Raw genomic sequence first — 26,146 nt, 5'->3', positions numbered from 1 at the left:
TCGTGTTTTGCCGATCTCCGCCCTTCCCGGGGGGCGGAGATCGTCTTCGCTGTTCGTTATTCAGCCGCTGGCGGAAGCTGCGCCTGGGGTTCCTCTGGCGTCTCCGGCTGATCGTTCTCTGCTTCGATCTGCGGCAGCTCGCTGTTGACGAGCTCGACGTTGAGACCCAGCGCGCGCATTTCCTTGACGAGCACGTTGAAGCTTTCGGGCACGCCGGCTTCGAAGGCATCGTCGCCACGGACGATCGCCTCGTAGACCTTGGTGCGGCCGGCGACGTCGTCCGACTTCACGGTCAGCATTTCCTGCAGCGTGTAGGCGGCGCCGTAAGCTTCCAGAGCCCAGACCTCCATTTCGCCGAAGCGCTGGCCGCCGAACTGCGCCTTACCGCCCAGCGGCTGCTGGGTGACGAGCGAGTACGGACCGATCGAGCGGGCGTGGATCTTGTCGTCGACAAGGTGGTGCAGCTTCAGAACATACTTGTAGCCGACGGTGACCTTGCGATCGAACGGCTCGCCCGTGCGGCCGTCGAACAGCGTCACCTGACCTGACGTATCGAAACCTGCGAGCTGCAGCATTTCGACGATGTCTTTCTCACGCGCGCCGTCGAACACCGGCGTTGCGATCGGAACGCCCGTCCGCAGGTTCTGAGCGACGCCGACAAGCTCATCGTCTTTCAGCGACGACTTGATGACCTCCTGACCGTAAACGCGCTCCATCTGTTCGCGGAGAGCCTGCGCCTGGCCGCTCTCGTGGAACTGATGCAATGCGTCGTCGATCATGCGGCCAAGACCGCGGCACGCCCAGCCAAGATGCGTTTCGAGGATCTGTCCGACGTTCATGCGGCTCGGCACGCCGAGCGGGTTCAGAACGACGTCGACCGGCGTGCCGTCTTCGAGGAACGGCATGTCTTCCGACGGAACGATCATCGACACGACACCCTTGTTGCCGTGACGGCCGGCCATCTTGTCGCCCGGCTGGATCTTGCGCTTCACCGCGACGAAGACCTTGACCATCTTCATCACGCCCGGCGGCAGCTCGTCACCGCGCTGCAGCTTGTCGACCTTGTCGGCAAAACGCAGACCGAGGCCCTTCTTGGCGTCTTCGTACTGCTTCTGGATGGCTTCGACTTCGGCCTGCGCCTTCTCATTGGCAAGACCGATTTCCCACCACTGGCTGCGCGGGATATCGTCGAGGATCACGTTGTCGATGATCGTACCCTTGCGGGCGTTCTTCGGACCCTTCGCGACTTCCTTGCCCATCAGCGCGTCTTTCAGACGGGCGTAGACGTTGCGGTCGAGGATCTGAAGCTCGTCGTCGCGGTCTTTTGCGAGACGCTCGATCTCTTCTCGCTCGATCGCCATCGCACGCTCGTCTTTCTCGACGCCGTGACGATTGAAGACGCGGACTTCGACGATCGTGCCGGCGACGCCCGGCGGCAGACGCAGCGAGGTATCGCGAACGTCGGACGCCTTTTCACCGAAGATGGCGCGCAGAAGCTTTTCTTCCGGCGTCATCGGGCTTTCGCCCTTCGGCGTGATCTTGCCGACCAGAATGTCACCCGGATGGACTTCGGCGCCGATGTAGACGATGCCGGCTTCGTCGAGGTTCTTCAGCGCTTCTTCCGAGACGTTCGGAATATCGCGCGTGATTTCCTCAGGTCCGAGCTTCGTATCGCGAGCCATGACCTCGAATTCCTCGATGTGGATCGAGGTGAACACGTCTTCGGAGACGACGCGCTCGTTCATCAGGATCGAGTCTTCGAAGTTGTAGCCCATCCACGGCATGAACGCGACGAGCACGTTCTTGCCGAGCGCCAACTCGCCGAGTTCGGTCGAGGGACCGTCAGCGATGATGTCGCCTGCCTTGACGTGATCGCCGACGTTGATCAGCGGCCGCTGGTTGATACAGGTGTTCTGGTTCGAACGCTGGAACTTGCGCAAACGATAGATGTCGACGCCCGGCTTCGAAGGATCTTGCTCTTCCGTTGCGCGGATAACGATACGGGTTGCATCGACCTGGTCGACGATGCCCGTACGGCGTGCCGCGATGGCAGCGCCCGAGTCCTGCGCCACGCGCTCTTCCATGCCGGTGCCGACCAGCGGCGCTTCCGCCTTGATCAGCGGCACGGCCTGACGCTGCATGTTCGAGCCCATGAGCGCGCGGTTGGCGTCGTCGTTCTCAAGGAACGGGATGAGCGCGGCCGCGACCGACACGAGCTGCTTCGGCGACACATCGATGTAATCGACCTTGTCGGTCGGAACGAGCATCACGTCGCCCTGGTAGCGAACGGTGACGAGGTCTTCCGTCATCTTGCCCTTGGCATCGATGGCAGCGTTCGCCTGCGCAACGTGATGGCGCATCTCTTCCATGGCGGAAAGGTACGCAACCTCGTCGGTGACGCGGCCGTTGATGACCTTGCGGTACGGGCTTTCGATGAAGCCGTATTTGTTCACGCGCGCGAACGTCGCGAGCGAGTTGATCAGACCGATGTTCGGGCCTTCCGGCGTCTCAATCGGGCAGATACGGCCATAGTGCGTCGGATGGACGTCGCGGACTTCGAAGCCCGCGCGCTCACGCGTCAGACCACCAGGTCCAAGCGCCGAGAGACGGCGCTTGTGGGTGATTTCCGACAGCGGGTTCGTCTGGTCCATGAACTGCGAGAGCTGCGACGAGCCGAAGAACTCGCGCACCGCGGCCGCTGCCGGCTTGGCGTTGATCAGGTCCTGCGGCATCACCGTGTCGATATCGACCGACGACATGCGCTCCTTGATGGCGCGCTCCATGCGGAGCAGACCGACGCGATACTGGTTCTCCATCAGCTCGCCGACGGAGCGAACGCGACGGTTGCCCAAGTGGTCGATGTCGTCGATCTCGCCCTTGCCGTCGCGCAGATCGACAAGCGTCTTCACGACCGCGAGGATGTCCTCACGACGCAGCACGCGCATCGTATCGGGCGCATCGAGTTCGAGGCGCATGTTCATCTTCACGCGGCCGACGGCCGAGAGATCGAAACGCTCCGGATCGAAGAACAGGCCGTGGAACAGCGCGGTCGCCGCTTCGATGGTCGGCGGCTCGCCCGGGCGCATGACCCGGTAGATGTCCATCAGCGCTTCCTGCTGATTGGCGTTCTTGTCGATGTTGAGCGTGTTGCGGATGAACGCGCCGGTGTTGACGTAGTCGATGTCGAGGATGTGGAATTCCTTGACCTTCTGCTCCTTGAGCTCGGCCAACAGATTCTCATCAAGCTCGTCACCGGCTTCGGCGAAGATCTTGCCCGTCTCCATATCGACGATGTCTTCGGCGATGAAGCGGCCTGCGAGGTCCTCGGCGGAGATCAGGATTTCCTTGACGCCGCTTTCGGCGATCTCGCGCGAACGGCGTGCCGTGATCTTCTCGCTGGCGCGCGCAATCACTTCGCCGGTCTTAGCGTCGGCGATGTCGGACTGCGGAGTAACACCGCGGAACTTCTCGGGCAGGAACGGCATTTTCCAGCCGCGCTTCGATTCTTTGATCGAGATGTGCTTGTAGAAGTGCGCGAGGATCTCTTCGTCGTCGAGGCCCAAGGCATAGAGCATCGTCGTCACCGGCAGCTTGCGGCGACGGTCGATACGGACATAGACAATGTCTTTCGCGTCGAACTCGAAGTCGAGCCAGGAACCGCGATACGGAATGATGCGAGCTGCGAACAACAGCTTGCCCGACGAGTGCGTCTTACCGCGATCGTGGTCGAAGAAGACGCCCGGCGAGCGGTGCATCTGCGAGACGATGACGCGCTCGGTGCCGTTGATGATGAAGGTGCCGTTTGACGTCATGAGCGGCATGTCGCCCATGTAGACGTCCTGCTCCTTGACGTCCTTGATCGACTTCGAGCCCGTCTCTTCGTTCACATCGAACACGATCAGGCGCAGCTTGACCTTGAGCGGCGCTGCGAACGTCATGTCGCGCTGCATACACTCGTCGACGTCGAACTTCGGCGGCTCAAATTCGTAGCTGACGAATTCGAGCGTGGATTTGCCGGCGAAATCGGAGATCGGGAAAACGCCCTTGAACACCGACTGCAAGCCGAAATCGTCCGGCCTGCCGCCCGGGGGTTCTTTGACCATCAAGAAGTCATCGTAAGACGCTTTCTGAACCTCGATGAGGTTCGGCATCTCCGCGACTTCTCCGATAGAACCAAATTGCTTCCGGAGGCGTTTGCGGCTGGTGAGGGTTTGAGCCATATCGGTCCCTTCGTGCTCTCGTATGCGGGTAGTCCCGCGATCCAAATGCGACGCGCTCAGGGTCCCTGGAGAACTGGGGACCTCTTGAAACGGTTCACCGGAGGGTCCTTTTTCGAGGTTCAAGAACCCCAGGACCCTCCGGAAAACCGTTTTGTTTGCTCTGGTGACTCGCGTACTGCGAGCCGGCCGCCATGAGCGGGTATTTATTCGCACCGGCCTGGTGCGGTATGCACAGCTCAGCACCGGCCGGGAGCGACCCGACCGGTGCTGATCGTCAATTACTTCACTTCGACGACTGCGCCCTGATCCTCAAGCTGCTTCTTGAGCTTCTGGGCTTCGTCCTTCGAAACGCCTTCCTTCACGGTCTTGCCGCCGGCCTCGACGAGGTCCTTGGCTTCCTTCAGGCCGAGACCCGTGATGGCGCGAACTTCCTTGATGACGTTGATCTTCTTGTCGCCACCCGACTTCAGGATAACGGTGAACTCCGTCTGCTCTTCAGCCGGAGCAGCGGCAGCGCCGCCAGCAGCGGGAGCAGCAACGGCGACGGCAGCAGCAGCCGAGACGCCCCACTTCTCTTCCAGCATCTTGGCGAGCTCAGCGGCTTCGAGCACGGTGAGTGCCGACAAGTCTTCAACGATTTTCTCGATCTTAGACATATATAGTGTCCTTCCGGTTTGAACCTAGTGGTTGAATTGCAGCACCCCCTTTGGGCCGTGCTGCGTAGCTTTTCGAGGGCTCAAAGCCCCACAACTTCCGAGGGTTAGGCTGCTGCCTCTTCCTTCGATGCCTTGGCCTGGATGACGCGGGCAAGCTTGGCACCGGGCTCCTTGACGGTCCGGGCGATTTTCGTCGCCGGGGCGTTCAGGAGGCCAATGAGCTTGGCGCGGAGTTCATCAAGCGACGGCAGTTCGGCAAGGGCTTGCACGCCTTTCGCGTCAAGGATGGTCTTGCCCATCGCGCCGCCGAGGATCACGAGCTTGTCGTTACCTTTGGCGTACGTGACGGTCGCCTTCGCCGCTGCGATCGGATCTTGCGAGAAGGCCAGAATGGTCGGCCCCGTCAAAATCTCCGAAAGCTTCTCGGCGTCGGTATCCTTGAGTGCGAGCTGCGCCAGCTTGTTCTTGGCCACCTTCACAGAGCCGCCGGCTTCTTTAACGCGCCTGCGGAACTCTGCGGATTGAGCGGCCACCATGCCGGTGTTGTGGGCGACGACCACCACACCCGTGCTTTTCAGCGTGGTGTGAAGGCTGTCGATGAGCTCACGTTTCGCGGCTCTATCCACGTCTCGTCTCCTTGCTGCGAAGCTTCATTTGCGAAGCCTCGCGGGTTGCACCTTTGCCGCCGTCTCCGGTGAGGGATCAGGCGACGTTAGTCTGTCCTCGTTCCCGTGGACCGCGAGTAGCGGCACGGTGCTGACCCAGAAGGTTCAAACCGGACTTTTTGGCTTATCGCCTCAAATCCGATCCACTTCTGTCTCATGCAGGCTCTCCCGCGGAGGAGAGACTTAGGCGTCACCGGCAAGCCGGATCGGCACCCACAATCTCGGACAGCTCCGGACCGAAGCGAAACCGCCCCGGCCCAGGGTTTTCCGGGTTGCCCCGGAATTCTTCAAACTTAGGCGGCCGGTCCCGGCGCGACCGAAGCGGTGTCGAGCTTCAGGCCCGGACCCATCGTCGAGGACAGCGATACCTTCTTGAGGTACGTGCCCTTGGAACCCGTCGGCTTCGCCTTCACGACCGCGTCGACGAACGCCTTGATGTTCTGGACCAAGGCTTCTTCGGTAAAGCTCGCCTTGCCGACGCCAGCGTGCACGATGCCCGCCTTCTCGACGCGGAACTCAACCGAGCCGCCCTTGGCGCCTTTCACGGCGCTGGTGACGTCCATGGTCACGGTGCCGACACGCGGGTTCGGCATCAGGCCGCGCGGACCCAAGACCTTACCGAGACGTCCGACGAGACCCATCATGTCCGGCGTCGCGATGCAGCGATCGAAGTTGATCGTGCCCTTCGAGACGATTTCGACGAGGTCTTCCGCACCGACGACGTCCGCTCCGGCAGCCTTCGCTTCATCGGCCTTGGCGCCACGAGCGAACACGGCAACGCGCGCCGTGCGGCCCGAGCCGTTCGGCAGGTTGCACACGCCACGGACCATCTGATCGGCGTGCTTGGGATCGACGCCGAGGTTGACGGCAACTTCGATCGTCTCATCGAACTTCGCCTTGGCGCGTTCCTTGATGATCTTCACGGCTTCGTCGACGCCATAGGCTTTACCCGCGGGAAGGCCCTGCTTGACGACAAGCATCCGCTTGCCACCGGCGTCGCGCGTTTCTTTGATCTTTTCAGCGCTGATTTGAGCTTTTGCCATCGGACTACTCCACCACCTTGAGGCCCATCGAACGTGCGCTGCCCGCAAGCGTGCGAGCGGCGGCGTCGATATCGTCGGTGTTCATGTCCTTGAGCTTGCCCTTAGCAATCTCTTTCAGCTGCGCAATCGTGACCTGACCGGCAACAATGCGACCCGGCTCTTTCGAACCCTGACCGCCCTTGCCCGTCGGACGCAGGCCAGCGGCCTTCTTGATGAGGTACGTCGCCGGCGGCTGACGCATCTCGAACGTGAACGAACGGTCGGAGTAGACCGTGATCTTCACGGGAATCGGTGTACCCTGTTCCAGGTCCTTCGTTTTTGCATTGAAGGACTTGCAGAATTCCATGATATTCACGCCGCGCTGACCAAGCGCGGGACCGATCGGCGGCGACGGATTGGCCGCCCCAGCCGGTACCTGCAAGTTGATAAAGCCGTCAATTTTCTTCGCCATAGTTCCCCTTCACTGTTAGAGCCCGCACCCAAACGGCACGATGCTCAGGGTTAGCGGTTCAACGGGCGAGCCTCCCAAAGTGGAAAGCCTGCCCTCCCGCACATCGACCGCATCCGAACCAAAATCCCGATGCGGGCTCCGGCGGCGAACCGCCGGAATTCTCGTCTTGCCCTAGGCGCTGCTGAGCACCGTCAGGCTGCGATCTTTTCGACCTGTGTAAATTCGAGTTCGACCGGCGTCGGCCGCCCGAAGATCGACACGGCGACCTTCACACGTGAGCGCTCCTCGTCGACTTCTTCGACGATGCCGGTGAACGAAGCGAACGGGCCGTCTGCGACCTTGACGTTCTCTCCGACCTCGAATGTGATCGTCGGCTTCGGCCGCTCAACGCCTTCCTTCACCTGGTTCAGGATGCGCATTGCCTCAGCTTCCGGGATCGGCATCGGCTTGTTGTCCGCACCGAGGAAGCCCGTGACCTTCGGCGTGTTCTTGATCATCACGAACGCCGCGTCGGTCATCTTCATTTTGACGAGCACGTAGCCCGGCAAAAACTTCCGCTCGGTCGGGATCTTGCGGCCGCGCTTGATCTCGACGACTTCTTCCGTCGGAACGACGATCTCTTCGAAGAGACCTTCAAGGCCGCCCGCTTTCGCGCGCTCGCGGATCGCGTCCGCCACCTTGCGTTCGAAATTCGTGTATGCGTGCACGATGTACCAGCGCGTACCGGCAACCGTTGCTTTTTCTTCGCGTTCTTGCGCGACAACCATTCTCAAAGGCCCTCTGGCGCGTCACTTAAACCAATCATGCGAGCCGAAATCAGGTGCCCACCCCTAAGACCAAACGCACGATGTGGCTCAGCGCCTGATCAACAAGCAAAAAGAAAACAGAGGCGAGCGCGACCATGATGAGCACCATCAAAGTCGTGATCCACACCTCTTTCCATGTCGGCCAAGTTACCTTCGCGACTTCCTGCCGAACCTCTTGCATAAAGGTTATGGGATTGAACTTCGCCATCAAAACTGCTTTCTGCGCGCATAAGCGACAACATGCCGCACCCGACCTCGGTGTTTTCCGGGGCCGGTCGGCAGATCAAACTCCACGAGGCTGGCAGGGGCGGAGGGTCTCGAACCCCCGACCTTCGGTTTTGGAGACCGACGCTCTACCAATTGAGCTACACCCCTAGTACTGACGCAGGCAAGAGCCAGCCGTCGAGCAGCCTCTTTCGGGGCGTGCACCCTTAACCGAAGTTTGAGGGCTTGTCAGCCCCGCTCGCGCCTTTTTTCTATCGGCTACCGTCGGGGCCGCTCCAGGGGCCGCCGATTTGGGTTGTTCCCTTCCCCTGCCCATCCACCGGCTCGATGACGACGGCCGATCCGTAGGCCAGGACCTCAGTCACTGCGGCGGCAATTTCGTTGGCGTCGTAGCGCATCGCGACGACAGCGTTGGCGCCCATGCTCTGGGCGTGCTCGACGAGAAGGTCGAAGGCTTCTTGGCGCGCATGCTCGGCGAGCTTGGTGTAAACCGAGATGTTGCCGCCAAAAAAGATCTGAATCGCCGCGCCCAGATTGCCGACGACGCTGCGCGAGCGCACCGTCAAGCCACGAACCAGCCCGAGGTGACGGACAATGCGGTAGCCTTGAATCTCGTTCGTCGTCACGACCAGCATGGTGCTTCCTCTCCTTCGGCCCGTCTTCCGTGCGGATTTCCCGCAGGCGGCGCCACCCTAACGCGACTCTCGGCGAGTGACGACAGAGGGAAACAGCATTTGGGCGGATCTTTCCGTAAAGATCAGATGCGGCGCACTCTACGGAGACGGCGGGAATGAACTTGCCTGCCCAATGTGCCGCTTTTAACTGACGCTCAACCTTGGCTATCAGAGAGCCGAGCAACACGCGGACACAGGCGCCGTATCATTCATTGAGATCTGATTTGCCGACATCATCGCTTAGCGACACGTCCAAGGTCCCTCCCGTCTTGGCGCACGCCGGTCCGCTATTGAGCCGTTACGACGTCATCTTTTGCGATGTCTGGGGCGTGGTTCACAACGGCGTCACGGCGTTCGAGGGTGCGTGCCGCGCGCTTGAGAAATTTCGCGCCGGCGGCGGCACCGTCATTCTGGTGTCGAATGCGCCGGTTCCTAAGAAGCGTGTGGCGGACATGCTCGATTCCCGGCATGTTCCCAGAAGCGCCTGGGACGACATCGTGTCGTCGGGCGATATTGCGCTTCATCACCTGGAGGAGAAGAAGTTCCAGCAGCTTTTCTGCATCGGCCCGCAGGATCGCGATCAGGCGCTTTTCTCCGCGCTTCGAGCCCGCTCGGTCGAGCTGGAGGATGCCGAAGCGATCATTTGCACGGGACTCAACGACGACCGGCGAGAGACGCCGGAAGATTACCAGGGCACCCTCGAACGTGCGCTTGCAAAAGACTTACCGTTCGTATGCGCCAATCCGGACTTGATCGTCGATGTCGGTGGCACCCTGCTCTATTGTGCAGGCGCCATCGCCGACCTCTACGAGAAGATGGGCGGCGTCGTTTATTGGGCGGGCAAGCCTTATCTCAGCGCGTACGAGACGGCGCATCGCAAGGCCGAGGGGCTTCGCGACAAAAACGTCGAGAAAGACAAGATCCTCGTCATCGGCGACGCCATCCGCACCGATATCAAAGGCGCGCAGAACTATGGCTGCGACGCCCTTTTCATCGCGTCGGGCATTCACCGCCACGAGACGGTCGACGGCATCAACCTGTCGGCGACGAAGCTTGCCGATCTGTTCACGGACGACGCGCCGCCCGCCATTGGCGCAATGCTCGAACTCACCTTGTAAGAGCAGCCGGCGTTACTTGATCGGCTTGGTCGAGACTTCGGTCGGCACCTCGGACTTTGGCCGTTTCGGCGACGGGCCATCCGAGAAGCTGTTGAAGACCACGTCAGGCGACGTCGTGTTGTGCTGCGACGGTGTCAGGCGCCCGATCCAGATGTCGGTTGCGCGGGCGTGATCGAACTTCATGATGTTGTCTTCGCGCCAGCCTTTGGCACCTTGCTCGCGCACTGCGATGCGCGCGGTGTCGTTGTTGAATTCCGTGACGTACATCGAGCGCAGCATCGCGAACGGCCCGCCGCTGACACCATGATCGAATGCGACGTCGAGCGCTAAGCGGTTGCTGTCGACGCTCGCGATGCGAACCGTGGCGCTGCCCCCTTTTTCGAATGACAAGTCGAACTGGCGCTTTTGCGGCTCAAAGACAGCTTCCTTGATTTTCACCAGCGGCCGCCCGTCTTTTTCGATCGGACCAACGAGAAACGACGAGCCATAGGCGGTGATGCTCATGTTACGCGGCGTCATCGGACGCGGACGCCAGTAGCCATCCTGCGGATAGAGCACGAGGACCTCATCGGCACGCCCCTTCTTGATGACCCACACCTGCAGCAGATGGATATTCTTATAGACCTTCTTGCCGACCCGCACGGTCGCGGTCGATGGGCGCCAGAACGAGGGATAGGTATAGCCTACCAGCCACAAGTTCGGTTCGCCGACGAGGGTGATTTTTTTTGGTTTTTCCGCAGACTTGTAGATGGGATCGCTGGACATATCGCAAGCCGTCCAGTCGGGCTCGATGTTGCTGCGCATGGATGACGAGAGATAGACCGGGTGCGCGGCCTCGATACGGAACGAACGAACGTCGGGATTGGAGAATGCGACCGCAACGTTGTCCTTCTCGGCGCAAAGCACAGGCTCGCTTTGGTTCTCGACATCGACGGCCAAGCCATCGAGTGACGCTGCTTGCACCGATAAGAAAGGTACAACGAGCGAGATCAACATCAGGCCAAGCAAGCGGACGTACGATGGCATTCAATTCTCCGATTTCAGGTCACGCGTTCATTATGGCGCGAGCATCGCATAAACGTCGCCCGAATTCGCATCGTGCGGCAGATTGCTCAGGTATTCGGCAATTTCGGCGTCCGTGAGCCATCGATCGAACGTGAGATTCTGGGTTTCGCCGAGTGACCAGTTGTAGCGATAGTCGCCAAGTCCCGAAAGGCGATCGAAGCATGCCATCGCGACACTGCGGGCAATCGTTGTGAATTCGAACGACAGCGCCTTCACCGGCTGCGAAAGTCCGCGCAATGCTGCATCTTCGAAACCTTCAACATCAATCTTGATAAACGCAGGAAGGCCGTAACGCGCGATGAGACCATCAAGCGTCACCATTTCGATCAGCAGATGCGCGTCCCAGACTTGGCCTTCCCAGCCGCGCGCGCCTTCGGCCTGATGCACGAAGTCTTCCGACAAGGTCGAAACGGTCGGGTTCGCGGTGTTGACGAACAGCTCGTGCATGCCGGCATCGGCTCCGACGGCGCGATCAACGATCTCGACGAGCGGATCTCGGCCATGCAGATGATTGAGCGCAGAATACAGCAGCGGCTGCGGTTCGACCGCAATGACGCGAGCACCGAGACGTCGAAACGACGAGACCCGATCACCGACGTGGGCGCCGATATCGAATACGAGTGCGCCCGGCTCGATGAAGCGGCGATAGAGATCGTCCATGGCCTCGCGCGGCGCATCGGGACCGAGATAGACCCGCAGCGATCGCATGACGCCCTGCAACGCTTGCGAGACCATTCCGCTACCGTCCAGCCTCAAGGGCGCGTATCTCGGCGGGCGGCGCGAAATCTTCGGGAATGCCTGCGATACCGTGGCGGCGGAAAAAGCGGCCGACCGCCGGGCTCGCCGTGAAAAACGCAAACGGAATGGCGAGCAGATATCCTGCCGTCAGTGGCAGGCTCCAGAGCAGCAGTCGCGGAGAAATAACGGCCAGTGCCAGATAGAGCGAAATGCCGAACACGAGCTGCGGCCATAGCGCCTCTATGGCTGTGCGCCACGAAAGCCCCGTGCCGTCGCGCTGTTGTCCATTCCAAGCGATCGATTTCCCCGACACGAGCGCGATCATAAACATTGAGGTGCGAATTGTCGTGACGGAACCGAGAATGAGCGAAAACAAAATTTCGCCGACCGCGCTCAGCGAAAAACGGGCGCTCCCGCCGAAGCGGCGAACCTCTCCCGGCGTCATGATCGCATCGGCAATTCCTGCAAGTTTCGGCGCGAGGTGCATGACAATCAGCATGACATAAAGCATTTCGACGACATGCCACGGGAAGTCGGCGACATTTTGTGCGTTTAAGACCATAAGGGGCAAAAGGGCGGCGAACAGTGTCCAGGCCGGAACGCCGAGAAACATCAGGATTGCCCAGAGAAGCTGGAAACGGCTCACCGGCTTCAGTCCGGGCAGGCCGATCAGCCGAACATACTGCAGATTGCCCTGGCACCAGCGGTTATCGCGCTGCATGAACTCGATGAGATCGGGCGGATTATCTTCATAGGAGCCGGCTTCGACCGGCAGCACACGCACTTCGTAGCCCGCGCGACGCATCAGAACAGCTTCGACCTGATCGTGCGAGAGGATCTGTTTGCCGCCGAGCAGACCGTCCAGGGCGCAGTGCTCGACATAAGGCTTGATGCGCACAAGCGCGTTGTGTCCCCAGAACGGTCCGCAGTCGCCGACCCACCAGGCTTGGCCCATCGTGTAGGTGCGCATGCCGAGCCGCATGCCGAACTGGAAGATGCGCGCAAACGCCGATGATGACGGCGTGCCGACGACGAGGCTTTGCAGGATGCCCAGACGGGGATGCGCTTGCATGATACGGACGAGATCGACGATGGTTTCGCCGGTCATCAGGCTGTCGGCGTCGAGCGCCAGCATCAGCTCATAGTCGGAGCCCCAGCGCGCGGCGAAGTCGCGGACGTTCCCGGCTTTGAAGCCTGTGTTTTCGGTGCGGCGGCGGTAAATGATCCTGTCGCGATCCGCGTCGGCAGCGCGCCATTCGGCGATCAGACGTTCCTCTTCAGCCGCGATGTCGGCGCGGTTGGTGTCGCTCAGAATGAAATACGAAAAGCGCGCGGCATCGGATGTGCGATCGAGGCTGGCCTTGACGATCTTCAGTCGGAGAAGCGCCCGAGCCGGGTCCTCGTTGCGGACCGTCATCAAAACGGCGGTGTTAACCGTGATCGGCGGCGGTTCGCTGATGGATGTCCAAAATGCCGCTTCACCGTTAGATTTCGTCCGCTTTTGCGCTCTGCTCCCATGAAGCTGCCACAGGCCGATGACAGCGTTCCAGAAGCCGAGAATCGGCCATGGAACACCGAGTGCCACGCATATGACCATGATCGCCGACGTCAGCGTCCAGCCTCCGTGGGCAAGAGCGTGTGCCGCGACGAGCACGATGAGGAGCCAGGTTGCAGTGTTCAATGTGAAAGCGGTGCAACGCCGCCGGGCCAGCGTCGCTCTTGCATCGATACCCGCCGGGGTCGTAAGGCTCTCGCACTCGACTATTGCCACAGCATCAGCCTTCGACATCCCGTCGCGCTCGGCACCGATCGTCATTACGGACCCAATCCTTCGCAATGAATGACCCGCAGAGCACCTTCGAGCCCAACGCCCAGCCGACCCGCCGCAGCCAAGGCCAGATCGTGGTTGCGCGCGCTCTCTGGTACGTCAAGCCGGGCGTGGCCGAAATCCGGACCGAACGCCTAGCTCCGCCGCCTCCTGGCCATGTGCGGATTGCCGCCGAGTATTCCGCGATCAGTCGCGGCACCGAACGCCTCGTCGCTCTCGGTCAAGTGCCGGAAAGCGAATGGTCTCGCATGCGCGCGCCGTTGCAGGCTGGAGCATTCTCATTTCCGGTCAAATACGGCTATTCGGCGACGGGCGTCGTTACAGCGGGCGCCGATACGCTCATCGGCCGTCGCGCCTTCGTGTTGCATCCGCATCAAGATTATTTTCAAGCACCGGAGACGATGCTGGCGCTGCTTCCCGAGGTCGTGCCGTCGCGCCGGGGCGTGCTTGCCGCCAATATAGAAACGGCACTCAACGCCCACTGGGACGCGGGCACGACGCTTGGCGACCGCGTGCTCGTCGTCGGGGCAGGCATCGTCGGTCTGCTGACGGCCTATCTCGCCCGGCGGATTGCGGGCACGGAGGTCGCTATCCTAGACGTCAATCCGGCACGGGCACGACTTGCCGAAGCGCTCGGCATCCGGTTCGTTTCACCATCGGACGCGCCAACGGATAATCGCATCGTCTTTCATGCGAGTGCGACCAGCGCCGGACTAGAGGCGGCGCTGAACGCCTGCGCATTCGAAGGTATGGTCGTTGAGATGAGCTGGTATGGATCGGAACCCGTGACGGTGAGGCTTGGCGGCGCGTTTCACAGCCGGCGCTTGCAAATCGTATCGTCTCAGGTCGGGCACGTCGCACCGAGCCACCGCGGAATACTGAAGCACGCCGACCGCCTTGCGCGCGCCATTGACCTCTTGGATGACGCCCGTCTCGACGCGCTCGTTTCGGAAGAGGTGCATTTCGACGATTTGCCATCGGTGTTGCCGCGGATCTGGTCGTCATCCGACTTGCCGCCGGTCATTCGCTATTAATCTCATCAGGTGAAGAAGCTCAGATGTTCTCCGTCGAAGTCCGCAACCGTATTATGATCGCCCACTCGCTGCCGGATCCGTTTTTCGGACCGGCGCAAAACATGCACGGCGCAACCTTCGTGGTCGATGTCGCGTTCTTCCGCGAGGCGCTGACGGCGCAGAACGTCGTCGTCGATATCGGCGCGGCGCTTGACGTCCTGGGGCAAACGTTGAAGCCCCTCGCCTACCAGAACCTCGACACCCTGCCGCAGTTCAAAGGTGTGCTGACGACGACCGAATTCCTTTGCAAATATATCTTCGACCAGATGGCGGCGGCGGCGCTGTCCGGCGCGCTTGGTGACGACGGAAAGACGCTTGCGCGGGTCCGTGTCACGCTGTCTGAAACGGATCTGGCGCGCGCGAGCTACGAGGGACCGATCGGTGGCTGAAGCGGTATTCGCCATTCCAGGAGACTTGAAAACGGCGACGGGAGGCTACGCCTACGATCGCCGTGTGATGGAATTGCTTCCGGCGTTCGGCGTTCCGGTTTCGGTCTTGGCGCTGCCCGCGTCGTTTCCCAATCCTACCGAAAGCGATCTGGAGGACGCGCGGCAGGCGCTTGCAGGATTGCCCGCAAATTCCGTGCTCGTCGTCGATGGCTTGGCGTTCGGCGCCTTCACCAACGACGTGCTCGATGCCATCAAGGGCCGCGTCGTCGGCCTCGTGCATCATCCGCTGTTTCTTGAAACGGGCCTGCCGCATGCGCGCAAAGTCGAATTGAAAGACAGCGAAGAACAAGCGCTAAGGCGCGCCAGCCACATCATCGTGACGAGCCGCGCGACGAAGCGGATCGTAACCGAGCACATGGGTATCTCGTCGGAGAAAATCACCGTCGCGCAGCCCGGAACCGATCCGGCGCAGCGGGCAACCGGAACCGGCGCGCCGCTGCAGATCCTCGCGGTCGGCGCTGTGATGCCGCGCAAAGGCTATGATCTTCTCGTCGAAGCCTTGGCGCCGCTGGCCGACATCGATTGGCGGCTGACGATTGCGGGCGCGCTCGACCGTCATCCGCAAGCTGTCGAATCGGTGCAAGAGGCCATTCGCAAGCACGGGCTCGAAGATCGCGTTACGCTTGCGGGCAAGGTCGTGCCGGCCACGCTCGACCGCTTTTACGAGAGCGCAGATCTGTTCGTCTCGGCGTCTCTTTTCGAAGGATATGGCATGGTGCTGGCGGAAGCCATGGCGCGTGGACTGCCCATCGTGCTCGCAGCAGGCGGTGCTGCGGCCGACACAGCGGGCGAAGCCGCCGCACTGCATGTCGAAGCTGGCAACGTGCCGGAACTGACAGCAGCGCTGCAACGTGCGTTGACGGACAAAAAACTCCGCGACCGGCTCGCTGATGCTGCCTGGGAAGCGGGCCGGACGCTTCCGACCTGGCACGAAACGGCTCGCCGGATCGCTGCCGTTATTCTGGGACTTCGACCGTGAGTGACTTTTCCGCCGAATGGCTCGACCTGCGCGAAGCGGCCGATAGGCGCGCACGTAATCCGCAAGTCGCAAACGCCGTGTCCGCTCGCTTTGCGTTGCGCGACGAACTGAACGTCCTCGACCTTGGTTCGGGCACAGGCGCCAATCTTCGCGCGACGGCGCACCTTTTGCCATCGCGGCAAACGTGGACGCTTGTCGATCGCGACGCGGCATTGCTCGATGCTGCGCGCACGAAACTCACGCGTTGGGCCGACGCGCACACGACCGACGGCGACGCGCTGGAGCTAGAGAAAAGCGGACGCAAAATTCGCGTCATTTTCAAATCGGCGGATCTGGCACACGATACGCAAGCGTTGATCGCGGAGGGTGTTCAGCTCGTCACGGCGTCGGCGTTTTTCGACCTGACGTCCGAGAGCTATATCCGCGAACTTGCGAAAGCCGTCGTCAGCGCTAAAGCGGCGTTCTACGCGACGCTCGTCTATAACGGCTTGCAGAAGTGGACACCGCATCGGCCGGCCGACAATCAAATGACGGCGGCGTTTCAGCGTCACCAGATGGGCGACAAAGGCTTCGGCTCTGCAGCCGGTCCTCTCGCTGGTTCGCATCTCGTCGATCAATTTCGCATCAACGGCTATCTGGCGCTGTCCGGTGAGAGCCCATGGCGGCTCGATCGCGCCGATCGCATGCTGATCGAAGAACTGGTGCGCGGCCACGCGGTCGCCGTGACGGAAGACGGCGGCGTCGATGAGAAAACCATCGTGACGTGGGTGAACGTGCCGCGCAGCGCAGCGTTCGTGGGGCATACCGACGTCTTCGCGGCGCCTCAGTAAGCGCGTCCTTTATCAGGCGACCCGCTTGGGGATCATCCGCTCGACCACCCGATCCCTGCGGACAAAATAGTGATAGACGGCGGCGATGATGTGCAGCGTGACGAAGCCGATGATCAGGAATGCGCCCAGTTCGTGCCACTCGAAGATTTCCTTCGAGAGGTCATCATTCTTCACTGTCAGCATCGGCAGTCGAAAATTGAAGATATCGAGAAAGTCGCCGTATGAGATCGCCAGATAGCCGAGAACGGGAACCGCGATCAGCAGCGCGTACAGCGCCCAGTGCACGAGATGGCTGATGCCGGTCAATGCGGGTGGCACGGTCGGGTCGGAGCGCGGTGCGCCCTGTGTCAGCCGGTAGAGCAGCCGCAGCACGACGAGCGTCAGCACAATCAATCCGAGCAACTTATGTGAGCTATAAAGATAGCCGGTCAGCGCATCCCACACGCCTTTGACCGGTTCGCCCTTTTCGTTGACCGACGGCATCTCATTGCCGCGGTACGACATGTAGAAGCCGAGGGGCAATTGAATGAAAATCAATAGCGCGATCAGCCAATGAAAGGCGCGCGCCGTCGGCGTGTAGGTCGGGAGAGCATATTTCGGATCTTGGGCCATGCCGCTATCCTCTCCGTTGATGCCTCAAATCACAATCAAACAGCACGTCGCCGCCGTCAAGAACATGCACCGTCGTTTCTGGCCGCAACGCATCGCCGAGCCGATCGACGGGCAACAGCGAAAGTCCTTGAATACCTGAACCCAATATCATTGGCGCGACAAGGATATGAAGACGATCAACCATATTTGCATCGATGAAATTCGAAACCGTCGCGGCGCCGCCTTCCACCAAAATTTTCCTGAAGCCGCGCGCAAAAAGCGCCGCGACGATGGCGGACGGCGCCAGGCGTCCCTCGGTTGAGGCAACGACCAGCAGTTCGGCGCCTTCTGGAACGACGCGTTCATGATCGCCGATAACGAGGCATGGCTCGTCGCCGACGGCAAGACAACGGGCCGATGCCGGGAGGCGTCCGCGCGGATCAATGATGACGCGGACGGGTTGCGGACCCTCGACGCGGCGGACGGTGAGTTGCGGATCGTCGGCGATCACCGTTCCTACGCCGACGACGACGGCATCGACGTGGGCGCGAAGGCGATGCAGGTGATCGAGGGCCGCCGGGCCGTTGATCCAGCGTGACTCGCCATGTGTCGTCGCAATGCGCCCGTCGAGGGATTGTCCGAGCTGGGCGACGATGAACGGACGTTCAGGCGATGCGCTCAAAATGGCGTCGAACATCCCTGTCTCATGGTTTTTAGCGGATGTCATAGGGTCTTAGCGTGCTATAAGGCGCAAAACCGAGCGCAAGGAGCATTGGAGCCGAAGAGCCGACCGCCAATTGAGCCGTCTACGGTTGATTTGCATGCAGCGCAATTCACCTGTGTTACCGGCGTTCGCCATGCCCTCTCCATTATCCTCTCATAGCATCCCGACATGACGACGAAACCGCTTGGCCTGATCGCAATCTACACGCGCTCGCTCGCCCTGCTCGCATCCGAGAAATATCTGGCGATGGGTCTTGCGGCCGCCGGCGTCGTCATCGCCGTCACGCAACTTGCCGAGCCCATTCTGTTCGGGCGCGTCGTCGATGCCCTGAGCAAAGGTGAAAGCGCCTTCGTCTATATCGGACTTTGGGCGCTGCTGGGACTGTTCGGCATTATCGCCGGCGTCATCGTCGGTATCAATGCCGACCGGCTGGCGCACCGGCAGAAGCTCGCGCATCTGGCGAGCGTTTTCGAAAAGACAATCTCTTTGCCGCAAAGCGCACACGCGGCCCGCGGCTCGGGCGCAACGATCCGAACAATTTTGTCGGGAATGAGCGCGTTGTTCTGGTTGTGGCTCGGCGTCATGCGCGAGCAATTGGCGACCGTGTTCGGCATTATCCTTCTGGTGCCGACAGCGTTCGCCATGGACGTCCGGATGGCGACGATCCTGGTGGCGCTCGCCGGCGCCTACACGTTGATGCACGTCTTCGTCGTCAAGCGGACCGCAGTCGGGCAGGCCGCGGTCGAAGATCATGAGACGGCGCTGTCGAGCCGCGTGGTCGATGTCGTCGGCAACGTCACTGTGGTGCAGAGCTACGGACGGCTGAAAGCCGAAGCCGATGCGCTGCGCGGACTCGCGAACGATCTTTTGTCGGCTCAGTACCCGGTGCTGACGTGGTGGGGCGTGTTGACCGTGATGCAGCGTTCGGCGGCAACGCTGACGATGGTTGTCATCTTTACGGCGGGCGCCATTCTCGTCGGACGCGGCGAGCTGACGGTCGGGCAGATCGTCAGCTTCGTGGCTTTTGCGACGCTGCTGATCTCGAAGCTCGATCAGCTTTCGGGCTTTGCCGTGCGCATAGATCAGCAAGCACCGACGATCACGGCTCTGTTCGATTTGATGGATGAAGTCGGCGCGGTCGGCGACGCGCCCGGCGCAAAGCCGCTTGCGGCCGTCGAAGGCGCCGTCGCGTTCGATCACGTCAACTTCCGCTATGACGGCAGCCCGCAGGGCATCACTGACTTGTCCTTCGCAGCGAAGGCCGGCGAAACGGTTGCGTTTGTCGGACCGACGGGATCGGGCAAGTCGACGACGATTGGCTTGCTCCAACGTTTCCTGAAACCCAGCTCGGGACGGGTATTGATTGATGGGCAGGACATTGCGGGCGTGACGCTCGCATCGCTGCGCAGCAATATCGCGGTCGTGTTTCAGGATGCGGGACTTTTCAATCGTTCGATCGGCGAGAACATCCGCATCGGCAAACCGGGCGCAACAGACGCCGAGGTCGAGCACGCGAGTCGTCTGGCCGAAGCGCACGACTTCATCATGCGCAAACCGGGCGGATACGATTTCGTCATTGGGGAGCGCGGGCTGGCGCTGTCGGGGGGCGAACGGCAACGCATCGCCATCGCGCGGGCCATTCTGAAGGACGCGCCGATCCTTATTCTCGATGAAGCGACGAGCGCACTCGATTCCGAGACAGAGGCGAAGATCAAGCGAGCGCTCGATACGTTGCGCGCCGGGCGTACGACATTCGTCATTGCGCATCGCTTGTCGACCGTTGCTGACGCTGATCAGATTTTTGTCTTGGACCAGGGGAAAGTCGTCGAGCACGGCCAGTTCACCGAGCTTGCGGAACGCGGCGGGCTTTTCTCGCGGCTCGTCGCCGAAGGCGGCTTCACGGTGCCGAAGACGACGGAGAAGCCGCGAGAACCGGCGGCGTGATGGTCCGGTGCGGAAGCATGGCCCTGTCCCACGGGAGAGGAAAAAGCGTCAGAGCTTGTGGGCCATACGGGCGCGCTTGGTGTCGAGGTAGCGCTGATTGAACTTGTTCGGCGCGGCGACGAGCGGCAGACGCTCGGCGATGCGGATGCCGTGCTGCTTGAGAGCCTGCTCCTTGGCCGGGTTGTTCGACAGCAGCTTGATCTCCGGCATGCCGAGGTCGCGCAGGACACGCGCCGTCAAACCATAATCGCGGCTATCGATCGGAGCACCGACTTCGATGTTGGCCTCAACGGTATCGAAGCCCTGATCCTGCAGCGCGTAAGCCTGGATCTTCTTGAATAGGCCAATCCCCCGACCCTCGTGATAGGGTACATAGATGATGGCGCCGTAGGGCACCTCACTGACGATCTTCAGCGCGGCCTGGAGTTGCTGATAGCAGTCGCAGCGGAGCGAATGGAAGATATCGCCCGTAACGCAGCCGGAGTGGACGCGGACCACGGGAACGGGCGCTGAGCCGTTAACGGCCGTCGGGTCGCGATGGATGAGGGCCAGGACCTGCTCTTCTTCGCTATCGCCCTGATAGGCGTGCGCTTCGAGCATCAACTCCTTGCCCTGAAAGTCGATGGGAAGAATGGTCTCGACCGACCAATCGGCTGGCAGTTTCACGGACGTCAAGGCACCCGACTTCATCTTTATATCGCTCCGGGATCTCAGAAGGCATATGCCCCATTTGCGAGGCGAACGCAAAGTCTCCTACCTCGGCGGCCTTTTGAATGTTCCGCAGGGAACAGCGAGGTAGGCACGAAATCCGCTAACGCGATGAAATGGGCATAGCCTTGCGGAAGATTTAGGACGTCAGGATGACGCGGGGAGGGCTTCGGACCGAATTGGAATAAGCTTTATATCCAGGGCATAGCCCATCACCCAACCAAAGAATGTCGAATTATCGGCGCATCAGGCGGCTGAATTCGATTTTCGGACAGCGGTCCATGACGACGGTCAGACCGGCGGCGCGGGCTTCGGCTGCGGCATCTTCATTAATGACGCCGAGTTGCATCCAAATCACGCTCACGCCCAGACGGTCCTTCTCGGCGATCACCTCACGGACGATCGCCGGAACGGCGTCGGAGTTGCGGAAAATATCGACGACGTCGGCAGGCGGAGGAACGACGGCCAGCGTCGCATGGACCAATTGGTCGTGAATGGTCTTACCGGCAATGCCGGGATTGACGGGTTTCGCTGTGTAGCCTTTGGCGATCAGAAACCGCATCACGTCGTAGCTCGCCCGCTCGGGTTTCTGAGATGCTCCGACTACTGCAAATGTTTTGACGCGCGCAAGGATGGCGCGGATTTCGGCGTCGTCCAAACGGTCAATGGACAAGATCACTTGTCCTTCCATTCGGGGTGGCGCTTTTCGATGAAGGCGCAGATCCCCTCACCGGCGTCGGCCGTCAGCATATTGTTGACCATCACCTCGCTGGCATAGGCATAAGCGTCGTCGAGCGGCATCTCCGCTTGGCGATAGAACGCCGCTTTGCCGATGGCGACGGTCGCCTTCGATTTGGCTGCGATGATGCGCGCCATGCTCAGCGCTTCGTCCATGACTTTGTCCGGCGCCACGACGCGATTGACGAGGCCGAAGCTCAGTGCGTCCGCCGCGGACAAGGCTTCGCCGAGCAGCAGCATTTCCATCGCGCGCTTGCGCGGGATGTTGCGGGAGAGCGCGACCATTGGCGTCGAGCAGAAAAGGCCAATATTCACGCCGGGCGTGGCGAAGTCGGCCGTCTCGGCAGCGACGGCGAGATCGCAGGTTGCGACGAGTTGACAGCCGGCGGCGGTGGCGCGCCCCTCGACCGCGGCGATAACCGGTTTCGGACAGGCGACGATGGCGCGCATCATCGCCGAGCATGCGGTCATAGTTTCGCGGAAAAACGCCTCGCCGCCATCGGAATCGACGCGGTGCGCGGTCATTTCTTTCAGATCGTGGCCGGATGAATAGACCTTGCCACTTGCTGCAAGAATAATGACGGCGACGCTCAGATCGGCGCCAAAACGCTCGACGGTATCGTGCAGTTCGCGAATGACAGCGCGGGAAAGCGCGTTACGCGCCGCAGGCCGGTTGAGCGTCAGCCGTACAATGCCGGGCTCAACGGTCTCGGCGAGGACCAGCGGGGCAGCTACGGGCGAAAGATCCTGCATTCGGGCACTCCGTGCGTGACGCCCGTCAACGAGCGTTTCGCTACTGTAACGCCTTCTCGATCTCGGCGCGATGCGCTTTCACGATCTCGACGTTCTCCTTGTACTGGAGGCGCGGCGTCGTGCCGATCGCTTCATTCAACTCGTCAAGAAGCTGCTTCTTGTCGGCGTCTGGGATCGTCGTGTCCTTCTCGACTTCCTCGCGCTCTTTCTTCAGCGCATCAACCGGATCGACGAAGTTGCCGGTGCCGGTGTCCAGTCCGGCCATGACGATCGAGATGTTCGCGGCGACGTCATCCAGTTCGGCGAAGGTTTTGAAGCCGTGCTTCTTGGCGATGCCTTCGAGTTCTGACTGGAGTGCTGGATCGGGCTTGTCACCCGCCGCCTGGATTTTGCTGGCGATCGCCGCGAGGTCGGCCTGCGCGGCGATGAAGCGCGTCACTTGATCGTCGGTCAGCTTGATCTGCTTCACATCGTCGGGAGCAGGCGCGTCCGAGCCGCTGGCATTGCCCTGCGCGGCCGGAGGATTGGTCGGTGCGGCGACATCTTCGGCGTTCGCCAGTGTCACGCTGGCAGCGAGAGCGAGCCCCCCGATGATCGTGCGCAGCGCCGCCTTGGCCAGAAAGACCGACATCGTGTTCCTCCAGTACACTTTCCGCATCACGCGGACCTGTTGCCCCGCGACCTCTTACGCCCACTCGGACGATAACGAGAAAGCTTCCGCCGTTCCGCTTTCAGATTTCGGTCCCGGTGTGGCGCGCGAAGATCAGTGTGGGATTTAATCCATGCTCCCTGCACCGCCCATGAACAAGGCTTGCACGGCGGGGAGGCATGGCCCCGGCGTGAGGCGGTATTTTAATACCGCAATGTGGTTTTATTTTACCGTATACATTATCTATTTGATTTTGCTATATAATATTTGAAACAAGAAATTGTTCTTGCCAAGGATCGGCATTTCTGCGTATTCACGCGGCTTCTCGGAACGCCACGCGACCAGCCGTCTGGGCGCGGAGCCATCCGCCAAGGAGCTTCAATATAATGTCTACCTATGTCGCCAAGCCGGCCACGGTGGAGAAGAAGTGGGTCCTCATCGACGCCGAAGGGCTCGTTGTCGGCCGCCTCGCCGCTCTCATCGCGACGCGCCTCAAGGGCAAGCACAAACCGATCTACACGCCGCACGTCGATTGCGGTGACAACATCGTCGTCATCAACGCCGAGAAGGTCGTATTCACCGGCGCCAAGCGCGAAGACAAAGTCTACTACAAGCACACCGGCTATCCGGGCGGCATCAAGGAACGGACGCCGAAGCAGATTCTCGACAGCAAGCATCCGGAACGGATCATCGAGAAGGCCGTCGAGCGCATGCTCGCCCGCGGACCTCTTCATCGCCAGATCATGCGCAACCTTCGCGTCTACAAGGGCACCGCGCATCCGCATGAAGCGCAGAACCCGGAAAAGCTCGATATCGCGAAGCTCAACCGCAAGAACGTGAGGGTCTAATATCCATGGTTACCGAAACAAAGACCCTCGCCGATCTCGCGGCCGTCAAGGGCTCGGAGCCCGAAGCGGCGCCGGTGCGCACGCAGAAGCTCGACAAGCTCGGCCGCGCTTACGCAACGGGTAAGCGCAAGAACGCCGTCGCTCGCGTCTGGCTGAAGCCGGGCAAGGGCACGATCACGGTCAACGAGAAAGACTATAAGGCCTACTTCGCGCGTCCGGTTCTGCAGATGCTTCTGCAGCAGCCGCTCGATCTGGCGAACCGCGCCACGCAGTATGACATCCGTATTTCCGTCGCTGGCGGCGGTCTCTCGGGTCAGGCCGGCGCCGTGCGTCACGGTATCTCCAAGGCTCTCACCTATTATGAGCCGGAGTTGCGCGGTGTGCTGAAGAAGCAGGGCTTCCTCACGCGTGACAGCCGCGTTGTCGAACGCAAGAAGTACGGCAAGGTGAAAGCTCGTAAGTCGTTCCAGTTCTCGAAGCGCTAATCAAACAGCGATCACCTGGGACGAAAGCACAGCCCGCCACCTTGGCGGGCTGTTTGCTTTTCTGGCGCGGAAGGGTTGTCGCAGAGGCGCCGTGATGCCACATAGCCACTGGCTTTCGGCCGTTGTGGCACAGGCTTAAGGACCGGGGGGTTCGGAGAGAGAATGGACGCAGTATTAAACGGCATTCATGACCTATGGACGGTTTTTGTAACGGACATCGGCTTACTGCTCTCACCGGACTGGTGGCGGACCCACGCCGTGCCGCTGTTCAACATCCTGATGATCGATCTGACGCTCGCGGGCGACAACGCCATCGTGGTCGGCATGGCAGCGTCCCGCGTCGAGAAATCGATGCGCACGAAGGTCATCTTTTGGGGCATTCTCGGCGCCGTGATCCTGAGGATCATCTTCTCAGGCGTTGCGCAACAGATGCTTCAAGTCATCGGCCTCACACTGGCAGGCGGCATTCTGCTGCTGTTCGTCTGCTGGAAAATGTACAGGCAGATCGTCCAAGCCGACACGCATTCCATTCACGAGGTCGAAGAGAACCTAGCCTCCGGCGCCCCGCACCCGAACCCGGTGTCGTTCTGGGGCGCGCTTTGGACGATCATCCTTGCCGACCTTTCGATGTCACTCGACAATGTGCTGGCGGTCGCGGGCGCAGCCGGTGAATCAACCCTTGTCCTGATTATCGGTTTGGCAATCGCCATCATTCTAATGGCAGTGGCCTCGACTTACATCGCCAAGCTACTGGCGCGCTATCCTTGGATCGCCTGGGTCGGCCTTGCCATCATTCTTTATGTTGCACTCGATATGATCTATCGCGACAGCCACCGGATCGCCTGTGCCAACTATGGCATCGGCTGCTCGGAAACGATCTGGGAAGGCATCAAGCATCGCATCGGGATGTGGTTAGGATGACGACCGCAACACAAACGAAGCTCGCGCGGGTTTTCATTGATGGCGAGGCCGGAACGACCGGCCTCGAAATCCGCGAGCGGCTGGCTGGCGTCGCCGGTATCGACGTTAAAAGCATCGATCCGGCCAAGCGGAAGGATCGCGCCGCGCGGGCAGACATGCTGCGCGACGTCGATCTCGTCGTACTGTGCCTGCCGGACGATGCCGCGCGAGAGACCGTGGCGCTGGCCGATGAGCTTGGCGCGCAGGCTCCAAAGATCGTTGACGCCTCGACGGCGCATCGCGTCGCGGAAGGCTGGGCTTACGGTTTCGCCGAACTGACGCCGGGCCACGCCGACGTCATCCGGAGGGCGACGCGCGTCGCCAATCCCGGCTGCTATCCGACGGGCGGGATCGCGCTGCTGCGACCGCTGGTCGATGCGGGCATCATCGAGCCGGACTATCCGATCACCGTCAATGCAGTATCGGGGTATTCGGGCGGCGGACGGACGATGATTGAAGCCTATGAGGCTGGGACGGCGCCGTCGTTCGAGCTTTACGGGCTCGGCCTGGAACACAAGCACGTGCCCGAGCTGCAGATGTATTCGGGGCTATCGCGGCGGCCGATTTTCGTGCCGAGCGTCGGCAACTTCCGGCAAGGCATGCTCGTGTCCGTGCCCTTGCATCTCGACACGCTGCCTGGCAAGCCGTGCCTGCGCGATATCGAGCTCGTGCTGGAAGAGCACTATCGCGGGAGTGCCTACGTGAGCGTTATCGCCGAGCCATCGGCGCAGATGAACCGCCTGGAAGCCGAAGCACTGAACGGAACGGACAAGCTTGAGCTGTACGTGTTCGGAAATGCTGCGCTGAATCAGGCGGTGCTCGTCGCGCGGCTCGACAATCTCGGCAAGGGCGCAGCCGGCGCGGCCGTTCAGAACATTAAACTGATGCTCGGCCTGTAAGCGGCATTCGCATTTTCGTTCGGACAG

General features: G+C 61.0%; 27 protein-coding genes and 1 tRNA gene. 10 read left to right on the top strand and 18 right to left on the bottom strand.

From position 1 onward, the window contains the following. Window positions 1–56: 56 nt before the first annotated feature. From rpoB to RLW55_RS13255, 9 genes are all read right to left on the bottom strand, one after another. Window positions 57–4,220, bottom strand: coding sequence for a DNA-directed RNA polymerase subunit beta (rpoB, locus tag RLW55_RS13295; protein WP_423414444.1), 4,164 nt, complete (start codon window positions 4,218–4,220; stop codon window positions 57–59). 278 nt (window positions 4,221–4,498) lie between these two features. Then, window positions 4,499–4,876: a 50S ribosomal protein L7/L12 gene (gene rplL / locus RLW55_RS13290; protein WP_013948200.1), complete on the bottom strand. Its 378-nt coding sequence runs from the start codon at window positions 4,874–4,876 to the stop codon at window positions 4,499–4,501. Window positions 4,877–4,980: 104 nt separating this feature from the next. Further along, window positions 4,981–5,502: a 50S ribosomal protein L10 gene (gene rplJ / locus RLW55_RS13285; protein ID WP_013948201.1), complete on the bottom strand. Its 522-nt coding sequence runs from the start codon at window positions 5,500–5,502 to the stop codon at window positions 4,981–4,983. Window positions 5,503–5,834: 332 nt separating this feature from the next. Further along, window positions 5,835–6,521, bottom strand: coding sequence for a 50S ribosomal protein L1 (gene rplA / locus RLW55_RS13280; RefSeq protein WP_409563275.1), 687 nt, complete (start codon window positions 6,519–6,521; stop codon window positions 5,835–5,837). 67 nt (window positions 6,522–6,588) lie between these two features. Next, on the bottom strand, window positions 6,589–7,035 hold the full coding sequence (gene rplK, locus RLW55_RS13275) for a 50S ribosomal protein L11 (protein ID WP_013948203.1): 447 nt from the start codon (window positions 7,033–7,035) through the stop codon (window positions 6,589–6,591). Between the two features lie 191 nt (window positions 7,036–7,226). After that, window positions 7,227–7,802: a transcription termination/antitermination protein NusG gene (gene nusG, locus RLW55_RS13270; protein ID WP_409560374.1), complete on the bottom strand. Its 576-nt coding sequence runs from the start codon at window positions 7,800–7,802 to the stop codon at window positions 7,227–7,229. 49 nt (window positions 7,803–7,851) lie between these two features. Next, window positions 7,852–8,049 (bottom strand): preprotein translocase subunit SecE, encoded by a 198-nt coding sequence (gene secE, locus RLW55_RS13265; protein WP_013948205.1) that lies wholly within the window; start codon window positions 8,047–8,049, stop codon window positions 7,852–7,854. Between the two features lie 91 nt (window positions 8,050–8,140). Further along, a tRNA-Trp gene (locus RLW55_RS13260) sits at window positions 8,141–8,216 on the bottom strand. A gap of 101 nt (window positions 8,217–8,317) precedes the next feature. After that, complete coding sequence (locus RLW55_RS13255; RefSeq protein ID WP_409560375.1) at window positions 8,318–8,701, bottom strand: YbjQ family protein; 384 nt, start codon at window positions 8,699–8,701, stop codon at window positions 8,318–8,320. Window positions 8,702–8,964: 263 nt separating this feature from the next. Here RLW55_RS13255 and RLW55_RS13250 point away from each other — a divergent pair, with 263 nt between their 5' ends. Next, window positions 8,965–9,858, top strand: a complete 894-nt coding sequence (locus tag RLW55_RS13250) for a TIGR01459 family HAD-type hydrolase (RefSeq protein ID WP_423414443.1) — start codon at window positions 8,965–8,967, stop codon at window positions 9,856–9,858. 12 nt (window positions 9,859–9,870) lie between these two features. Here RLW55_RS13250 and RLW55_RS13245 read toward each other — a convergent pair whose 3' ends face one another. From RLW55_RS13245 to mdoH, 3 genes are read right to left on the bottom strand one after another with little or no spacing between them, the layout of a single operon-like run. After that, window positions 9,871–10,884 (bottom strand): hypothetical protein, encoded by a 1,014-nt coding sequence (locus tag RLW55_RS13245; RefSeq protein ID WP_409560377.1) that lies wholly within the window; start codon window positions 10,882–10,884, stop codon window positions 9,871–9,873. Window positions 10,885–10,914: 30 nt separating this feature from the next. After that, window positions 10,915–11,658: an FkbM family methyltransferase gene (locus tag RLW55_RS13240; RefSeq protein ID WP_414463048.1), complete on the bottom strand. Its 744-nt coding sequence runs from the start codon at window positions 11,656–11,658 to the stop codon at window positions 10,915–10,917. 4 nt (window positions 11,659–11,662) lie between these two features. Next, window positions 11,663–13,477, bottom strand: a complete 1,815-nt coding sequence (mdoH, locus tag RLW55_RS13235) for a glucans biosynthesis glucosyltransferase MdoH (protein WP_423414442.1) — start codon at window positions 13,475–13,477, stop codon at window positions 11,663–11,665. 20 nt (window positions 13,478–13,497) lie between these two features. Here mdoH and RLW55_RS13230 point away from each other — a divergent pair, with 20 nt between their 5' ends. From RLW55_RS13230 to RLW55_RS13215, 4 genes are read left to right on the top strand one after another with little or no spacing between them, the layout of a single operon-like run. Continuing rightward, window positions 13,498–14,523, top strand: a complete 1,026-nt coding sequence (locus tag RLW55_RS13230; protein WP_423414441.1) for a zinc-dependent alcohol dehydrogenase — start codon at window positions 13,498–13,500, stop codon at window positions 14,521–14,523. A 23-nt stretch (window positions 14,524–14,546) separates the two neighbouring features. Then, complete coding sequence (locus RLW55_RS13225) at window positions 14,547–14,951, top strand: 6-pyruvoyl trahydropterin synthase family protein (RefSeq protein WP_409560381.1); 405 nt, start codon at window positions 14,547–14,549, stop codon at window positions 14,949–14,951. Continuing rightward, window positions 14,944–15,990, top strand: a complete 1,047-nt coding sequence (locus tag RLW55_RS13220) for a glycosyltransferase family 4 protein (protein WP_409560382.1) — start codon at window positions 14,944–14,946, stop codon at window positions 15,988–15,990. The genes RLW55_RS13225 and RLW55_RS13220 overlap by 8 nt, the downstream gene beginning before the upstream one ends. Beyond that, the gene (locus RLW55_RS13215) at window positions 15,987–16,820 is read left to right on the top strand and encodes a methyltransferase domain-containing protein (RefSeq protein WP_423414440.1); all 834 of its coding nucleotides are present in this window, start codon (window positions 15,987–15,989) and stop codon (window positions 16,818–16,820) included. Before RLW55_RS13220 ends, RLW55_RS13215 begins: the two co-directional genes overlap by 4 nt. 12 nt (window positions 16,821–16,832) lie before the next feature. Here RLW55_RS13215 and RLW55_RS13210 read toward each other — a convergent pair whose 3' ends face one another. Both RLW55_RS13210 and RLW55_RS13205 read right to left on the bottom strand, forming a co-directional pair. Further along, complete coding sequence (locus tag RLW55_RS13210; protein ID WP_013948216.1) at window positions 16,833–17,432, bottom strand: cytochrome b; 600 nt, start codon at window positions 17,430–17,432, stop codon at window positions 16,833–16,835. A 4-nt stretch (window positions 17,433–17,436) separates the two neighbouring features. Further along, window positions 17,437–18,108, bottom strand: a complete 672-nt coding sequence (locus RLW55_RS13205; protein WP_423414439.1) for a RibD family protein — start codon at window positions 18,106–18,108, stop codon at window positions 17,437–17,439. 195 nt (window positions 18,109–18,303) lie between these two features. Here RLW55_RS13205 and RLW55_RS13200 point away from each other — a divergent pair, with 195 nt between their 5' ends. Continuing rightward, window positions 18,304–20,079 (top strand): glucan ABC transporter ATP-binding protein/ permease, encoded by a 1,776-nt coding sequence (locus RLW55_RS13200; RefSeq protein WP_409560384.1) that lies wholly within the window; start codon window positions 18,304–18,306, stop codon window positions 20,077–20,079. A gap of 48 nt (window positions 20,080–20,127) precedes the next feature. Here the strand turns inward: RLW55_RS13200 and RLW55_RS13195 are convergent, their stop codons facing one another. The 4 genes from RLW55_RS13195 to RLW55_RS13180 form a co-directional block, all read right to left on the bottom strand. Then, entirely contained in the window at window positions 20,128–20,769 is a 642-nt protein-coding gene (locus RLW55_RS13195) for a GTP cyclohydrolase II (RefSeq protein WP_409560385.1), read from the bottom strand. 253 nt (window positions 20,770–21,022) lie between these two features. After that, a complete protein-coding gene (locus tag RLW55_RS13190; protein WP_423416416.1) occupies window positions 21,023–21,460 on the bottom strand; it encodes a CoA-binding protein in 438 nt (145 codons plus the stop codon). 2 nt (window positions 21,461–21,462) lie between these two features. Next, entirely contained in the window at window positions 21,463–22,278 is an 816-nt protein-coding gene (locus RLW55_RS13185; RefSeq protein WP_423414438.1) for an enoyl-CoA hydratase, read from the bottom strand. A 40-nt stretch (window positions 22,279–22,318) separates the two neighbouring features. Further along, the gene (locus RLW55_RS13180; protein WP_423414437.1) at window positions 22,319–22,909 is read right to left on the bottom strand and encodes a hypothetical protein; all 591 of its coding nucleotides are present in this window, start codon (window positions 22,907–22,909) and stop codon (window positions 22,319–22,321) included. A 404-nt stretch (window positions 22,910–23,313) separates the two neighbouring features. On the opposite strand from RLW55_RS13180, the gene rplM reads away from it, so the two are divergent. The 4 genes from rplM to argC all read left to right on the top strand — a co-directional run bounded on the left by rplM (window position 23,314) and on the right by argC (window position 26,119). Then, window positions 23,314–23,775 (top strand): 50S ribosomal protein L13, encoded by a 462-nt coding sequence (gene rplM / locus RLW55_RS13175; RefSeq protein WP_409560387.1) that lies wholly within the window; start codon window positions 23,314–23,316, stop codon window positions 23,773–23,775. A 5-nt stretch (window positions 23,776–23,780) separates the two neighbouring features. Continuing rightward, complete coding sequence (rpsI, locus tag RLW55_RS13170) at window positions 23,781–24,260, top strand: 30S ribosomal protein S9 (protein ID WP_013948225.1); 480 nt, start codon at window positions 23,781–23,783, stop codon at window positions 24,258–24,260. A 162-nt stretch (window positions 24,261–24,422) separates the two neighbouring features. Then, a complete protein-coding gene (locus RLW55_RS13165) occupies window positions 24,423–25,181 on the top strand; it encodes a TerC family protein (RefSeq protein WP_409560388.1) in 759 nt (252 codons plus the stop codon). Further along, the gene (argC, locus tag RLW55_RS13160; protein ID WP_423414436.1) at window positions 25,178–26,119 is read left to right on the top strand and encodes an N-acetyl-gamma-glutamyl-phosphate reductase; all 942 of its coding nucleotides are present in this window, start codon (window positions 25,178–25,180) and stop codon (window positions 26,117–26,119) included. Before RLW55_RS13165 ends, argC begins: the two co-directional genes overlap by 4 nt. Window positions 26,120–26,146 lie beyond the last annotated feature (27 nt).

Origin of the sequence: Hyphomicrobium sp. B1 (assembly GCF_049532635.1) — a bacterium.
Taxonomy (GTDB): domain Bacteria; phylum Pseudomonadota; class Alphaproteobacteria; order Rhizobiales; family Hyphomicrobiaceae; genus Hyphomicrobium_B.
Note: the sequence above shows the minus strand (reverse complement) of the source record. Positions and strands in the feature narration are given on the sequence as shown.

What these genes read in the sequence shown, in the direction of transcription:
- rplA (WP_409563275.1), bottom strand. Translation starts at nt 6,521, where the DNA reads ATGCTTGTCGTCAAGCAGGGCCTTCCCGCGGGTAAAGCCTATGGCGTC.
- RLW55_RS13240 (WP_414463048.1), bottom strand. Translation starts at nt 11,658, where the DNA reads ATGGTCTCGCAAGCGTTGCAGGGCGTCATGCGATCGCTGCGGGTCTAT.
- nusG (WP_409560374.1), bottom strand. Translation starts at nt 7,802, where the DNA reads ATGGTTGTCGCGCAAGAACGCGAAGAAAAAGCAACGGTTGCCGGTACG.
- RLW55_RS13185 (WP_423414438.1), bottom strand. Translation starts at nt 22,278, where the DNA reads ATGCAGGATCTTTCGCCCGTAGCTGCCCCGCTGGTCCTCGCCGAGACC.
- rplK (WP_013948203.1), bottom strand. Translation starts at nt 7,035, where the DNA reads ATGGCGAAGAAAATTGACGGCTTTATCAACTTGCAGGTACCGGCTGGG.
- RLW55_RS13245 (WP_409560377.1), bottom strand. Translation starts at nt 10,884, where the DNA reads ATGCCATCGTACGTCCGCTTGCTTGGCCTGATGTTGATCTCGCTCGTT.
- RLW55_RS13180 (WP_423414437.1), bottom strand. Translation starts at nt 22,909, where the DNA reads ATGTCGGTCTTTCTGGCCAAGGCGGCGCTGCGCACGATCATCGGGGGG.
- RLW55_RS13200 (WP_409560384.1), top strand. Translation starts at nt 18,304, where the DNA reads ATGACGACGAAACCGCTTGGCCTGATCGCAATCTACACGCGCTCGCTC.
- RLW55_RS13210 (WP_013948216.1), bottom strand. Translation starts at nt 17,432, where the DNA reads ATGGCCCAAGATCCGAAATATGCTCTCCCGACCTACACGCCGACGGCG.
- rplM (WP_409560387.1), top strand. Translation starts at nt 23,314, where the DNA reads ATGTCTACCTATGTCGCCAAGCCGGCCACGGTGGAGAAGAAGTGGGTC.
- RLW55_RS13255 (WP_409560375.1), bottom strand. Translation starts at nt 8,701, where the DNA reads ATGCTGGTCGTGACGACGAACGAGATTCAAGGCTACCGCATTGTCCGT.
- rpoB (WP_423414444.1), bottom strand. Translation starts at nt 4,220, where the DNA reads ATGGCTCAAACCCTCACCAGCCGCAAACGCCTCCGGAAGCAATTTGGT.
- RLW55_RS13165 (WP_409560388.1), top strand. Translation starts at nt 24,423, where the DNA reads ATGGACGCAGTATTAAACGGCATTCATGACCTATGGACGGTTTTTGTA.
- RLW55_RS13225 (WP_409560381.1), top strand. Translation starts at nt 14,547, where the DNA reads ATGTTCTCCGTCGAAGTCCGCAACCGTATTATGATCGCCCACTCGCTG.
- RLW55_RS13230 (WP_423414441.1), top strand. Translation starts at nt 13,498, where the DNA reads ATGAATGACCCGCAGAGCACCTTCGAGCCCAACGCCCAGCCGACCCGC.
- mdoH (WP_423414442.1), bottom strand. Translation starts at nt 13,477, where the DNA reads ATGACGATCGGTGCCGAGCGCGACGGGATGTCGAAGGCTGATGCTGTG.
- secE (WP_013948205.1), bottom strand. Translation starts at nt 8,049, where the DNA reads ATGGCGAAGTTCAATCCCATAACCTTTATGCAAGAGGTTCGGCAGGAA.
- RLW55_RS13205 (WP_423414439.1), bottom strand. Translation starts at nt 18,108, where the DNA reads ATGTTCGACGCCATTTTGAGCGCATCGCCTGAACGTCCGTTCATCGTC.
- argC (WP_423414436.1), top strand. Translation starts at nt 25,178, where the DNA reads ATGACGACCGCAACACAAACGAAGCTCGCGCGGGTTTTCATTGATGGC.
- RLW55_RS13195 (WP_409560385.1), bottom strand. Translation starts at nt 20,769, where the DNA reads ATGAAGTCGGGTGCCTTGACGTCCGTGAAACTGCCAGCCGATTGGTCG.
- rpsI (WP_013948225.1), top strand. Translation starts at nt 23,781, where the DNA reads ATGGTTACCGAAACAAAGACCCTCGCCGATCTCGCGGCCGTCAAGGGC.
- rplL (WP_013948200.1), bottom strand. Translation starts at nt 4,876, where the DNA reads ATGTCTAAGATCGAGAAAATCGTTGAAGACTTGTCGGCACTCACCGTG.